Below are 13,443 nucleotides of genomic sequence, written 5' to 3' on the forward strand. Positions count from 1 at the left end.
GCGGGGGTCCGCGCACCTTCGAAGGCGCCCGGCGTGTCCGAGGATTCGGAAGTCGACATCAGCCGGCGAGCTCGGCCACCCGCGCCCGCAGAGCGGCCAGACCGGCCTCGATGCCGGACGGATCCGACCCCGCGCCCTGCGCCATCTCCGGCTTGCCGCCGCCGCGTCCGGCGATGCTGGGACCGAAGGCGGCCACCAGATCACCCGCTTTGAACCCGGCCTCCAGGGCACCCTTGGTCAGCGCGACCACGAACGGCACCTTGCCGTCGGCGTTGCCGAGCAGCGCCACGATGGCCGGTTCGGAGCCGAAGCGGCCCTTGATATCGGCCACGAGGGTGCGCAGATCGCCCGCGCCGACGCCCTCGGGCGCGGCGGCCGCGACGAGAAGGACATTCCCGACACGCTGCGCCTGTTCCACGAACGTGCCCGCCGAGGACAGCACCGCGGCCATCTTGGTGCGCTCGAGTTCCTTCTCGGCAACCTTGAGTCGTTCCACGAGCTGCTCGACGCGGCCGGGGACCTCCTCCGACGGCACCTTCAGCGAGGAGGCCACACCGGCCAGCAGCGCCCGCTCCTTGGCGAGGTACCGATAGGAGTCCAGTCCGACGAACGCCTCCACGCGCCGCACGCCCGAACCGACCGAGGACTCACCGAGCACGGTGATCGGGCCGATCTGCGAGGAGTGCTGCACATGGGTGCCACCGCACAGCTCCATGGAGAACGGTCCGCCGATCTCCACCACGCGCACCTCGTCGCCGTAGTTCTCGCCGAACAGGGCCATCGCGCCCATCTTCTTGGCGGTCGGCAGATCGGTGAGGAAGGTGTTGACGGTGAAGTCGTCACCCACCGCGTCGTTGGACACGGCCTCGATATCGGCCTTCTGCTGCTCGGACAGCGCGCCCTGCCAGTTGAAGTCGAAGCGCAGGTAGCCCGGCTTGTTGAGCGAACCGGCCTGAACCGCGTTGGGGCCCAGCACCTGTCGCAGCGCCGCGTGCACCATGTGGGTGCCGGTATGGCCCTGGGTCGCGCCGCGACGCCAGGCCGGATCGACGCTGGCCAGCACGGTGTCACCCTCGGTGAGCTGACCGGCCTCGACGGTGCTCTTGTGCACCCACAGCTGCTTGGCGATCTTCTGAACGTCCTCGACGCGCAGCTTCACTCCGTGTGAGGAGGAGATCGCACCGCGGTCCGCGATCTGGCCGCCGGACTCGGCGTAGAGCGGGCTGCGGTCCAGGATCACCTCGACGTCGTCGCCGACCTCGGCCACCGGCACGCGCACGCCGTCCTTGATGAGCGCGAGAACCGTTGCCTCGGTGGAGAGTTCGTCGAAACCGGTGAACTGGGTCGCGCCGCGGTCCAGCAGCTCCTTGTAGACGGTCAGGTCGGCGTGCGCGTGCTTGCGGGCCTGGGCGTCGTCCTTGGCGCGCTTGCGCTGCTCGGCCATGAGCGAGCGGAAACCGTCCTCGTCCACCGAAAGGCCCGCCTCGGCGGCCATTTCGAGGGTGAGGTCGATCGGGAAGCCGTAGGTGTCGTGCAGCGTGAAGGCGTCCGACCCGGCGATCACGGTGCTGCCCTTGGACTTCACGGCATCGGCCGTGTTGTCGAACAGGGTCGAGCCGGTGTTCAGGGTCTTGAGGAAGGCGGTCTCCTCGCCCACGGCCACGGTCTCGATCCGACGGAAGTCGGTGGCCAGCTCCGGGTAGGACGGCGACATCAGGTCGCTGACCACCTTCATGAACTCGCCCATGACCGGCTTCTCGGCGCCGAGCAGGCGCGCGGAGCGCACGATGCGCCGCAGCAGCCGGCGCAGCACGTAGCCGCGGCCGTCGTTGCCGGGGTTCACACCGTCGGCGATGAGCATCGCGCCGGTGCGGGCGTGGTCCGCGATGACGCGGAAGCGCACATCGTTCTCGGTCGTGACGCCGTACGAGCTACCGGTCAGTTCCTCGGCCTTGTCGATGATCGGGCGCAGCAGATCGGTCTCGTAGACGTTGTCGACGCCCTGCAGCAGGAACGCGACGCGCTCGATGCCCATGCCGGTGTCGATGTTCTTCTTGGGCAGCGGGCCCAGGATCTCGTAGTCGTCCTTGCTGGTGCCGCCGCCGCGCTCGTTCTCCATGAACACGAGGTTCCAGATTTCGATGTAGCGATCCTCGTCGGCCTCGGGACCACCTTCGATGCCGTAGTCGGGCCCACGGTCGTAGTAGATCTCCGAGCACGGGCCGCACGGTCCGGGGATGCCCATGGACCAGTAGTTGTCGGCCATGCCGCGGCGCTGGATCCGCTCAGCGGGCACGCCCAGTTCGAGCCAGATGCGCTCGGCCTCGTCATCGGTGAGATAGACCGTGGCCCACAGTCGCTCGGGGTCGAAACCGTAGCCGCCGTCCTCGACCTTGCCGGTCAGCAACGACCACGCGAACGAGATGGCCTCGCGCTTGAAGTAGTCGCCGAAGCTGAAGTTGCCGGCCATCTGGAAGAACGTGTTGTGGCGGGTGGTGACGCCGACGTTCTCGATGTCGCCGGTGCGCACACACTTCTGCACGCTGGTCGCGGTGGAGAAGGGCGGGGTCTGCTGACCGAGGAAGTACGGCACGAACTGGACCATGCCCGCGTTGACGAACAGCAGGTTGGGGTCCGCCAGGATCAGCGAAGCACTCGGTACCTCGGTGTGTCCGGCACGGACGAAATGCTCCAGAAAGCGCCGTCGAATCTCGTGGGTCTGCACAGGAATCAAGCCTACCGTCCCCGGTCCAGCAGGTTTACCGAGGTACCGGCCATCGTGCGGCGACTCTGGCTACCATCGCCGGAGTGACTGTGATCCCGGACCCGTCCCAGCGTTTCCCGCTCCCCCACACCGAGCGCACCGTGTTCCTGAAACCGCACATCACGGCGGACAACATCGAGGTCGGCGACTACACCTACTTCGACGATCCGAACGACGCCACCGCCTTCGAGCGGGAGAACGTGCTGTATGCCTTCGGCCCGGAAAAGCTGATCATCGGCAAGTTCTGCGCCCTCGCGACCGGCACCCGATTCATCATGGCCGGGGCCAATCACCCGACCGCCGGCGTTTCGACGTTCCCGTTCACCATCTTCGGCGGAACCTGGGCCGAGGAGACCATGGACATCATCACCTCGATCCCCAGCAAGGGCGACACGGTCGTCGGCAACGACGTCTGGTTCGGCTACAACACCCTGATCATGCCCGGCGTCACCATCGGCGACGGCGCCATCGTCGCCACCGGCTCGGTCGTCACCACCGACGTCCCGCCCTACACCATCGTCGGCGGCAACCCCGCCAAACCGGTCAAACAGCGCTACCCCGACGAGGACATCGCCCGCCTCCTGGCCGCGGCCTGGTGGAACTGGCCCCTCGACGTCATCACCGAGAACGTGCGCACCATCATGGCGGGCACCCCGCACGACATCGAGAAGATCGCCGTGGCGAACGGTCTCCTCTGACTCTCCTCGCCGCTCGAGCCGACCTCACCCTGGATCGCGTCAGCGCACGAGATCCTTCAACGGCTGGGTATCGAGTGTGATGCCCACCGGAGACGGAAGCTCGAGCGGCTCACCGAAGGGCAGCCGGACCGTCATCGAGTAGACCCCGTTGTACGGGCGACTGTAGACAACTGTTTCGCAGGTATCCCTGTCGATCAGAAGGTAGACGGGAATACCCGCTTCCGCGTAGGCCTTCGGCTTTTCGATCCTGTCTCGCCGAGTCGTATCGGAGTCGTATGAGGTGACCTCGACGACCATCAGCGCCGATTCCGGATCGACCCAATCGCCCTGGCCCTGATATACGCCGTCGGGAGCCAGGACCGCATCCGCCCGAGCACGGCCTTTCCGATAGGACTCGACCTTCATATCGACCTCGGGGTACAGCCACAGTTCATCACGCAGCGGGAGGATTCGCCTGGCCAGCCAGCGCACGATTTCCCGGTGATCACCGTCCGGCACCGCTTTCACCCCCAGCTTTCCGTACAGGAACTCGAGCCGAGCCGCCTCGCCCTGATGCTGGGCGAGTTCCTCGAAATCACTGACCCGCATTTGCGGATTATCAGCCATGGCGGTCACCGAATCCCTCCGTTCTGCTGGGCGGATCGCGGATCGACACGATCACCTAGGAGCCAGTGTGACCTGCCGACCGGTGTTCGCGCCGACTCACCATCCCGACACGCAGAAGTTCTATGGGCGCCGGGGACAACTCGGCGTCGCTCACTTCCCCCGGACGATGCGGCGGAGTTTGGTGACGCGGGGGCCCACTTCGCGTTCGTAGCCGTGGTCGGTGGGCTGGTAGTAGTTCTTGCCGACGAGTTCGTCGGGTGGGTATTGCTGGGTCAGGACGCCGTCGGGGTGGTCGTGGGGGTATTTGTAGCCCTGGGCGTTGCCGAGTTTTTCCGCGCCGGCGTAGTGGCCGTCGCGCAGATGCGGTGGGACGGCGCCGGCTTTGCCCGCGCCGATGTCGGCCATGGCCGCGCCGAGAGCCTTGACCACGCCGCCGGATTTGGGGGCGGTGGCGATGTGGATGGTGGCCTGGGTCAGGGCCAGCTGGGCTTCGGGGAGGCCGACCAGTTGCACCACCTGCGCCGCGGCGACGGCCGTTTGCAGGGCGGTCGGGTCGGCCATGCCGACCTCCTCGCTGGCCTGGATCATCAAGCGGCGGGCGATGAATCGGGGGTCCTCACCGGCGCTGAGCATGCGGGCCAGATAGTGCAGAGCGGCGTCGACGTCCGAACCGCGCAGGGATTTGATGAAGGCGCTGATGACGTCGTAGTGCTGATCGCCGTCGCGGTCGTAGCGCACGGCGGCCTTGTCCACGCTCGCCTCGACCAGGGTCACATCGACGGTGCCGTCGAGGGAGGATTCGGCGGAGGCCTCCAGGGCGGTGAGCGAGCGGCGGGCGTCGCCACCGGCGATCCGGACGATGTGTTCCAGCGCCTCGTCGGTGACCTCGTACTGTCCGCCCAGGCCGCGCGGATCGGCGATGGCGCGGTTCAGGACCGCGCGAATATCGTCCTCCGACAACGACTTCAGCTGCAGCACCAGCGAGCGCGAGAGCAGCGGCGAGACCACCGAGAAGGACGGGTTCTCGGTGGTGGCGGCCACGAGCAGCACGATGCGGTTCTCGACCGCGGCCAGGAGCGCGTCCTGCTGGGTCTTGGAGAAGCGGTGCACCTCGTCGATGAACAGCACGGTCTGCTCGCCGGCGGTCAGGCGGCGACGCGCCAGATCGATGACCGCGCGCACCTCCTTGACCCCGGCGGACAAAGCCGAGAGCGCTTCGAAGCGGCGACCCGTGGCCTGCGACAGCAGCGAGGCGAGGGTGGTCTTGCCGGTGCCGGGCGGCCCGTACAGCAGCACCGAGGCCGCGCCCGATCCTTCGACCAGACGGCGCAGCGGAGATCCGGGGCCGAGCAGATGCTGCTGGCCCACCACCTCCTCGAGGGTGCGCGGGCGCATGCGCACGGCCAGCGGCGCGAATTGCCCGCCGCCGCTCGGCACACTCGCCACGAATTCGTCGGACACCGCCTCCGCCCCCGGCGCGTCGAACAACCCATCACTCACGCGCACGACCCTACCGAGCGGGGGCGACACCTTCGCGCACGCACGTCCCACCACCAGGGTTTACGAACTGTTCATCCGTCCAAATTTGCTCGCGACCGCCCGATCGGCTGAGATCGTCGTCGTGAGCCTTCCCGAGATCATCAACGCCAGGTTCGATCGACGCTCAGCTCTCAAGACAGGCACCGCCGCGGTCCTGGCGGGCGGCACCGCCGCGGTCATCGGCCCCGCGACCACGAGCCTGTTCGGCGCGGCGACCGCGCGCGCCCAGGCCCCGGTGTTCCGGCACGGCGTGGCCTCGGGCGACCCGATGCCGACCGCGGTCATCCTCTGGACCCGGGTCACCCCGAGCGCTGACGCGACCCCCGGCTCGGGTGCGGGCGATCCGGTCGCGGTGCGCTGGGAGGTCGCCTCCGACGAGTCCTTCGGCTCCGTCCTCGCCTCCGGAACCCACACGGCCACAGCCGATTCCGACCACACCGTCAAGATCGACGCGAGCGGTCTGGCCCCGGGCCGCGACTATGCCTTCCGATTCACCGCTCTCGGCGAGACCTCTCCCGTCGGCCGCACGCACACCGCACCCGACCCGTCCGCCACCCCTGATCGCCTGCGCCTGGGCGTGGTGTCCTGCGCCAACTGGGAAGCCGGATACTTCGGCGCCTACCGCCATCTGGCCGCGCGCGGGGATCTCGCCGCGATCGTGCACCTGGGCGACTACCTCTACGAATACCCCCGCGGAGAGTACGGCGGCCGCGCCGGTTCGGTCCGCGCGCACGACCCCGAGCACGAGATCGTCTCGCTCGCCGACTATCGAATCCGCCACGCGCAGTACAAGACCGATCCGGATCTATCCGATCTGCATGCGCGGGTGCCGTTCATCTGCACCTGGGACGACCACGAATCGGCCAACGACGCCTGGTCCGGCGGCGCGGAGAACCATCAGCCCGCCACCGAGGGCGAGTGGCAGACCCGGCGCGCGGCGGCGCTGAAGGCGTACCTGGAATGGATGCCGGTGCGCACCGGCGCGGACGCGCGCCTGTACCGGCGGCTGCGCTTCGGGACCCTGGCCGAGCTGTCCATGCTCGATCTGCGTAGCTACCGCAGCCAGCAGGCCAAGGCCGGTCCGGGCTGGCGGCAGGTCGACTCCCCGGATCGCACCATCACCGGTAGGGACCAGATGGAGTGGATCTCGGCCGGATTGGTGTCCGCGCCGGTGACCTGGAAGCTCATCGGCAACCCGGTGATGATCGCACCCCTGATCTTCCCGCCGCTGGAACCGGCGACCACCGCGGCCCTCACTCAACTGATCGGCATTCCACAGGCAGGCATTCCGGCCAACCTCGATCAGTGGGACGGCTACACCGCCGATCGCCGGAAACTGTTGCAGACCATCGCCGAGAACCAGGTGACGGACACCGTCTTCCTCACCGGTGACATCCACACCTCGTGGGCCGCGGACCTGCCGCTCGATGCCGCGGCCTATCCCGGTGGTCCGACCGCGGGCGTGGAGTTCGTGATCCCCTCGGTCACCTCGCAGAGCATGGGCGATATCACCAAGGCGCCGCCCCGCACCGCGTCGGTCGTCGCGGAAACCGCGCTGACCGGCGTCAACCGGCATCTGCGCTACGCCGAACTCGACTCACACGGCTACGGCGTCCTGCACGTGGACGCCGAGCAGGCCCAGATGGACTGGTACTACCTCACCGATGTGGCCGACCCGAATTCCGGTGTCCGCCACGGCGCTTCGTTCGCGGTGCGCCGCGGTGGGCGATTGGAGCAGCGTCCCGCACCGATGGTCTGAATCGCACGGCGCGCCCGGGCACTGCCGCTTCCGCCGAGTCGACGCCGGGCGAGTCCGGCGGCTGGGCCGTTGCCCCGTCACATCGAGCGGGCACGATCCACCACCGGTGATCGCACGCGGACACTCACCGCACACGAGCGAGGCCGGAATCCGATGGGCCACATCGGATTCCGGCCTCGGTCGGTCGATTCACTGTTCTTCCCAGTGCTCCTCGAGCGTGGCCGACACATGCTCGGCGAAGTCGCCGAGGGTGTCGTCGCCGGTGCAGCGGGCGTCTTCCGCGAGGGCAGCCCAGCGGTTGATCAGGGCGGCGGATCGCGGAATCGAGAGTCCGTGTTCGCGCGCGGCCGCGATGCGGGTGTGGTCCGCGGGCAGGAACCAGTAGGTGGAGAGCCACACCCAGATCAGGCGCGCCTCGAGAATGCGCTCGTTCAGTACATCGTCATCGGCGAGCGCGGGCCACACCGCGACCACTTCGGATCGCCAGGCTTCGACCATCTGCCGGGCGCGTTCACGCGAGAGCTCGAAATCGCAGAGGCAGCCGGGAAAGGAGACCAGGGCGTACGCGATATCGAGGGTCGAGTCGCGGAAGCCGCCCCACTCGTAATCCAGGAACCGCGCGCCCTCCTCGTTGAGGATGACATTGTCCGGGCACAGGTCCGAGGGACTGAACGCCCGGTACCGGCCGGCGGAGAAGAGTCTGTTGCCGCGCACGATGCGTTCGGCGATCTCACCGGGCACCTCGATGCCCATTTCACGCTGCAGCATGAGCGGGACTTCGGCGACGGCCGTCTCGGCCTGCTGGGCGATGCCGTCCACCCGGTGCACGACATCCACGCGTCTGAGCAGTGCGACGAAGTCGGCTTCGCGGCCGACGGTCGCGGCATGCATGCGACCCAGGGCCTGCGCGAAAGCCATGAGCGCGTTGCGCCCGGCGGGTTCGACGGTGGATTGCAGGACCGCGGTGAGCGAGGTGTTCTCGCCCAGGTCGCTCAGGATGAGCAAGCGGTCCGGCAGGCTGTAGGCGAGCAGGTATGCGCCGGGACGATGTTCGCGGCCCAGGGCAGTCGTGAACTGATAGGACACGGCCTCGCGCAGGAAGGCGGAGTCGATGCTGGCGACACCGGGGGCCATGCCACCGGTGCGTCGCTGCGACGCCGAGCCTGCCACCTGCTTCACAATGAGGGTGCGTGGAAGAGAGAAGGCGTTCTCCGCTACACGAACACGGAGAACCGTCGTTCTACCACTGCCACTGAGTTCGACAGGATCGCTCAGCTTTACCGCAGCACCCATTCGCTTTGTGAGCAACTGTTGTGCCGCGTACACGACTTCGGCGGCGCGTTCGGCCAATAGTGCGGTCATCGGAACCCAAAGTACTCGCTCCAGGTCACTTTCAGCGAGCGGTTGCGCAACCTTTCGCGCGTCGTCCGGCGTGTCTTTGTGAAGGGTTTGCCCACACGGCGCTGGTTGCTTGACACAACCATGACCGTCTAGTTGTCTCATGGTCAACTGCTGTGCGCCACACCGTAAACCGGGAAATGTGAAAGGCTAGTGACCATGACTGGCACGCCGCCCTCAGCACCGAATGAGTCCGCCGGCGAATCTCCCGCATCGGGGAGCGGCGCGCCACACAAGGATCACCCCGGTCATCGCCAAACTTCCGAGCCCGCACCGCATTCGGGCGGATCCGAACCCGCGGGCGCACACGGTCGCCATGAAATGCCCGGGCTCGCCGGGTACCCACAGTTCGATGGTCCGGGCGCAGCCCAGTACGGAAGTGAAGCCGTGGAACCCCCACCACCCCTGCACCCGCAGTCGGGCGCGCCGAAGCCCGAACCTGGCAATCAGGGCGCATCAGCACAACCGGGCTATCCGGGCGGTGCGCAGCAGCCGGGATACCCCGGCGGCGGCACGCCACAGCAGGGATATCCGGGCGCCGCACCGCAGCAAGGTTATCCGGGTACTGCTCCGCAGCAGGGTCATCCGAGTGCCGCTCCGCAGCAGGGCTACCCGGCACAGCCCGGATACGCCGGCGGACCCGGGCCGCAGCAGGGCTACCCGGGCGGACCGATGCAGCAGCCCGGCCAGCCGCCTCAGGGCGGATACGCCCCGAACAACCAGCCGGCTGCCGCGCCGGTCTATCAGCACGACGACTTCCGGGTCGGCCACGCCATCGCCTACGGCTGGGATCGCTTCCGGCTCAACCCGATTCCATGGCTGGGCATCGGACTCATCGGCCTGATCGCCTGGCTGGTGGTGGTCCTGCTGGTCAACACCCTCGAGGTGCGATCACTCGCCGCGGTGCTGATGCTGTTCGCGGTGGCGGCACTGCTGGTGTGGTTGCTGCAGGCGGCCATGATCCGCGGCGCACTGTACGAAACCGACGGCACCCCACCGGATTTCCCGGGCTTCTTCGGCTTCGTCAACGCCGGGAATGTCCTGATCACCGCACTGCTGGTGTTCGTCGCCTGTCTGATCGCCTCGCTGCTGTGCGTGTTCCCGTTGGTGATCGTCGGCGTGCTGTGCATGTTCGCGCTGCATTTCGTGATCGACCAGGACATGGACCCGGTCAACGCGATCAAGTCCAGCGCACAACTGGTGGTCCGCAACGCGCTGCAGGTGGTGCTGCTGGCGCTGGCGGTCATGCTGATCACCTTCGTCGGCGCGCTGCTGTGCGGCATCGGGCTGCTGGTGGCCGGTCCGGTCAGCGCCATCGCGATCACCTACGCCTACCGGACACTGACGGGCAGGCTCGTCGTCACGGTGTGACTCCTCGGACACCTCACGGTGTGACTCCTAGAGCACCTCGCGGTGTGACTCCTCGGACACGTCACCCTGTGACTCTCCGAACACGAAACCGCCCCCGCCGAACGTTCGGCGGGGGCGGTTCCTTTCCCGGTGCGGTGCAGCGGGATTCGAGTCCTACTTCTCCTTCGGCGCCACGATCGGCTTGCCGTCGGCGTCGAGCTTGACGTCCAGGCCCGCTTCCTTGCGCTGCTGCGGCGTGATCGGCGCGGGCGCGTCGGTGAGCGGGTCGACGCCGCCACCGGACTTCGGGAACGCGATGACCTCGCGGATGGATTCCACCCCGGCCAGCAGCGCCACGATCCGGTCCATACCCAGGGCCAGACCACCCATCGGCGGAGCGCCGAAGGAGAACGCGTCCAGCAGGAAGCCGAACTTCTCCTGCGCCTCGTCATGGTCGATGCCCATCACCTTGAACACCCGCTCCTGCACGTCACGGCGATGGATGCGGATGCTGCCGCCGCCGATCTCGTTGCCGTTGCAGACGATGTCGTAGGCGTAGGCCAGCGCCGAGCCCGGGTCGGTGTCGAAGGTGTCCATCGAGTCCGGCTTGGGCGAGGTGAAGGCGTGGTGCACGGCCGTCCAGGACGAATGACCAAGGGCCACATCGCCGCTCGCGGTGGCGTCGGCGGCCGGTTCGAACATCGGCGCGTCCACGATCCAGACGAAGGCCCATTCGCTCTCGTCGATGAGACCGCACTTGCGGGCGATCTCACCGCGCGCGGCGCCCAGCAGGGCCCGGCTGGACTTGGCGTCGCCCGCGCCGAAGAACACGCAGTCACCGGGGTTCGCGCCGACCTGCTTGGCCAGACCCTCACGCTCGGCGTCGGTCAGGTTCTTGGCAACCGGGCCGCCCAGGGTGCCGTCCTCCTGAATCAGGATGTAGCCCAGGCCCTTCGCGCCGCGCTGCTTGGCCCACTCCTGCCAGGCATCGAGCTGACGGCGCGGCTGGCTCGCACCGCCGGGCATGACGACCGCGCCGACGTACGGGGCCTGGAACACGCGGAACGGCGTGTCCTTGAAGTACTCCGCCATCTCGGTGATCTCGACGCCGAAGCGCAGGTCCGGCTTGTCCGAGCCGTAGCGGCGCATGGCCTCGTGGTAGGTCATGTGCGGGATCGGGGTGGTGATCTCGTGACCGATGAGCTTCCACAGGCCGACCAGGATGTCCTCGGTCAGGAGGATGACATCCTCCTGCTCGACGAAGCTCATCTCGAGGTCGAGCTGGGTGAACTCGGGCTGCCGGTCGGCGCGGAAGTCCTCGTCGCGGTAGCAGCGCGCGATCTGGTAGTAGCGCTCGATGCCGCCGACCATGAGCAGCTGCTTGAACAGCTGCGGGGACTGCGGCAGCGCGTAGAACGAGCCGGGCTGCAGACGCGAGGGCACCAGGAAATCGCGCGCGCCCTCGGGGGTGGCGCGGGTCATGGTCGGGGTCTCGACCTCGACGAAGGCGTGCCTGCCCATGACCTCGCGGATCGCGGCATTGGCCTGCGAACGCAGCCGGATGGCCTTGGCCGGGCCCTCGCGACGCAGATCCAGGTAGCGGTACTTGAGCCGGATCTCCTCGCCGGGCTCGTCGTCCAGCTGGAACGGCAGCGGCGCGGCCTCGTTCAGCACCTCGAGCGCGGTCACGTTGACCTCGAGCGCGCCGGTCGGCAGGTTCGGGTTCTCGCTGCCCGCCGGGCGGTTCTCGACCACGCCGGTGACCTTCACGCAGAATTCGTTGCGGAGCTTGTGAGCCTGCTCGGCCGGCTCTCCCTCACGGAAGACCGCCTGCGACACACCCGACGCATCACGCAGATCGATGAAGATCACGCCACCGTGGTCTCGCCGACGGGCCACCCATCCGGTGAGGGTGACGGTCTGACCGGCGTGCTCGCTTCGCAGCGAACCAGCCAAGTGGGTGCGCAGCACTGGATTCCTTTCGACGGGCTCGAAACACCGGCGGAGTGAGCCGTGTGCGGGACCATCCTAGTGAGACACGTATTCCGAGAGGAAACCGATATCCGCGCCACCGTGTCAAGCTGTACACATGACCTTCAACGAGGGCCTGCAGATCGACCCGGATCGGGTCAGTAGCGGCGGTGGACCTGGCAAGGGCGGCGGACTGGTCCTCGGTGGCGGTGCGGTCGGAATCATCGTGCTGATCGCCACCCTGCTACTGGGTGGTGATCCGGGCAGTGTGCTGGGCCAGTTCACCGGTGCGGACTCCCAGGGCGAGGGCGGGACCGCGCAGACACCCGAGCACTGCAAGACCGGCGCGGACGCGAACAAATACGCCGACTGCCGGGTGGTGCTGACGGTGCAGAGCCTGGACGGGGTCTGGAGCACCGAGCTCGCCAAGCAGACCACCAAGCGCTACACCGAGCCGAAGGTGACGCTGTTCTCCGGACAGGTCAGCACCGGGTGCGGGCGCGCGTCCTCGGCGGTCGGGCCGTTCTACTGCCCCGCCGATCAGACCGCCTACTTCGACACCAGCTTCTTCCAGGAGTTGAAGGATCGCTTCGGCTCCAGCGGCGGACCGCTCGCGCAGGAGTACGTGGTCGCGCACGAGTTCGGCCATCACATCCAGAACCTGCTCGGGGATCTCGGTAAGGCGCAAAGCGATCCGCAGGGCGCGGAGTCCGGCGCGGTGCGCACCGAACTCCAGGCCGACTGCTACGCGGGTGTGTGGGCGTACTACGCCGACAAGCTCCCGGCCCCCAACAGCAACGAGCCGTTCCTGAAGCCGTTGACCGAGAACGACATTCGTGACGGCCTCTCCGCTGCCTCGGCCGTCGGCGACGACCGCATCCAGAAAGCGTCCACCGGCCGCGTCAACCCCGAGGCCTGGACCCACGGCTCCTCGGACCAGCGCCAGAAATGGTTTCTCACCGGCTACCGCACCGGCCAGGTCAAAGCGTGCGACACCTACAGCGCCCGCGATCTGAACAACCCGCCCGCGCTGAAGCAGTAACTCACATACCCACGCCGGGCACGATTCCCTCTCACCCCCACGGTGATACGGAGATCGTGCCCGGTTTTGCGTCGTGTGAAGGCTCCGAACAAGGTTCGGCCGTCCGGGCCGATTCGATCCGACGCATCCGGCAAGCCGCCCACAGCGAGGGGAGAGCTACCAGGGCAGAATCGGCGGCGGCGAGCACCGGCTCGCCGGTTGTGGGAGGAACTCGATGCGGACACTCGGTGCGACACAGCGATTCGGGGCGGTAGGGGACGCGCGCCGCGCGGGGATGTGGCGAGGCGTCGCGTCGGTACTCGCAGCGGCGGCGGTA

At 67.7% G+C, this 13,443-nt stretch carries 9 protein-coding genes; 4 read left to right on the top strand and 5 right to left on the bottom strand.

All coding sequences use genetic code 11. The features are described from left to right. Positions 1–58: 58 nt before the first annotated feature. Positions 59–2,725 carry an alanine--tRNA ligase gene (gene alaS / locus NJ1_RS11915; RefSeq protein ID WP_067691921.1) on the bottom strand — a complete coding sequence of 889 codons (2,667 nt, stop codon included), beginning with the start codon at positions 2,723–2,725 and terminating at the stop codon, positions 59–61. An 83-nt stretch (positions 2,726–2,808) separates the two neighbouring features. Here alaS and NJ1_RS40440 point away from each other — a divergent pair, with 83 nt between their 5' ends. After that, complete coding sequence (locus NJ1_RS40440; protein ID WP_245717338.1) at positions 2,809–3,462, top strand: CatB-related O-acetyltransferase; 654 nt, start codon at positions 2,809–2,811, stop codon at positions 3,460–3,462. 39 nt (positions 3,463–3,501) lie between these two features. On the opposite strand, the gene NJ1_RS11925 is transcribed toward NJ1_RS40440, so the two are convergent. After that, positions 3,502–4,050, bottom strand: coding sequence for a Uma2 family endonuclease (locus NJ1_RS11925; protein ID WP_067691924.1), 549 nt, complete (start codon positions 4,048–4,050; stop codon positions 3,502–3,504). 168 nt (positions 4,051–4,218) lie between these two features. Next, positions 4,219–5,568 carry a replication-associated recombination protein A gene (locus NJ1_RS11930; protein ID WP_084478031.1) on the bottom strand — a complete coding sequence of 450 codons (1,350 nt, stop codon included), beginning with the start codon at positions 5,566–5,568 and terminating at the stop codon, positions 4,219–4,221. A gap of 121 nt (positions 5,569–5,689) precedes the next feature. Here NJ1_RS11930 and NJ1_RS11935 point away from each other — a divergent pair, with 121 nt between their 5' ends. Next, positions 5,690–7,366, top strand: coding sequence for an alkaline phosphatase D family protein (locus NJ1_RS11935; protein ID WP_422615750.1), 1,677 nt, complete (start codon positions 5,690–5,692; stop codon positions 7,364–7,366). A gap of 189 nt (positions 7,367–7,555) precedes the next feature. Here NJ1_RS11935 and NJ1_RS11940 read toward each other — a convergent pair whose 3' ends face one another. Further along, the gene (locus NJ1_RS11940) at positions 7,556–8,728 is read right to left on the bottom strand and encodes a phosphotransferase family protein (protein WP_067691930.1); all 1,173 of its coding nucleotides are present in this window, start codon (positions 8,726–8,728) and stop codon (positions 7,556–7,558) included. 423 nt (positions 8,729–9,151) lie between these two features. Here NJ1_RS11940 and NJ1_RS11945 point away from each other — a divergent pair, with 423 nt between their 5' ends. Further along, on the top strand, positions 9,152–10,135 hold the full coding sequence (locus NJ1_RS11945) for a DUF2189 domain-containing protein (RefSeq protein WP_174557071.1): 984 nt from the start codon (positions 9,152–9,154) through the stop codon (positions 10,133–10,135). A 153-nt stretch (positions 10,136–10,288) separates the two neighbouring features. On the opposite strand, the gene aspS is transcribed toward NJ1_RS11945, so the two are convergent. Beyond that, the gene (aspS, locus tag NJ1_RS11950) at positions 10,289–12,085 is read right to left on the bottom strand and encodes an aspartate--tRNA ligase (RefSeq protein ID WP_067691933.1); all 1,797 of its coding nucleotides are present in this window, start codon (positions 12,083–12,085) and stop codon (positions 10,289–10,291) included. A gap of 118 nt (positions 12,086–12,203) precedes the next feature. On the opposite strand from aspS, the gene ypfJ reads away from it, so the two are divergent. After that, positions 12,204–13,127: a KPN_02809 family neutral zinc metallopeptidase gene (ypfJ, locus tag NJ1_RS11955; RefSeq protein ID WP_067691936.1), complete on the top strand. Its 924-nt coding sequence runs from the start codon at positions 12,204–12,206 to the stop codon at positions 13,125–13,127. Positions 13,128–13,443: the final 316 nt, after the last annotated feature.

The sequence above is a fragment of the Nocardia jejuensis NBRC 103114 genome (assembly GCF_001613145.1).
Taxonomy (GTDB): Bacteria; Actinomycetota; Actinomycetes; order Mycobacteriales; family Mycobacteriaceae; genus Nocardia; species Nocardia jejuensis.

Coding starts and splice junctions, on each gene's coding strand:
- NJ1_RS11925 (WP_067691924.1), bottom strand. CDS start 4,050: ATGCGGGTCAGTGATTTCGAGGAACTCGCCCAGCATCAGGGCGAGGCG.
- NJ1_RS11940 (WP_067691930.1), bottom strand. CDS start 8,728: ATGACCGCACTATTGGCCGAACGCGCCGCCGAAGTCGTGTACGCGGCA.
- ypfJ (WP_067691936.1), top strand. CDS start 12,204: ATGACCTTCAACGAGGGCCTGCAGATCGACCCGGATCGGGTCAGTAGC.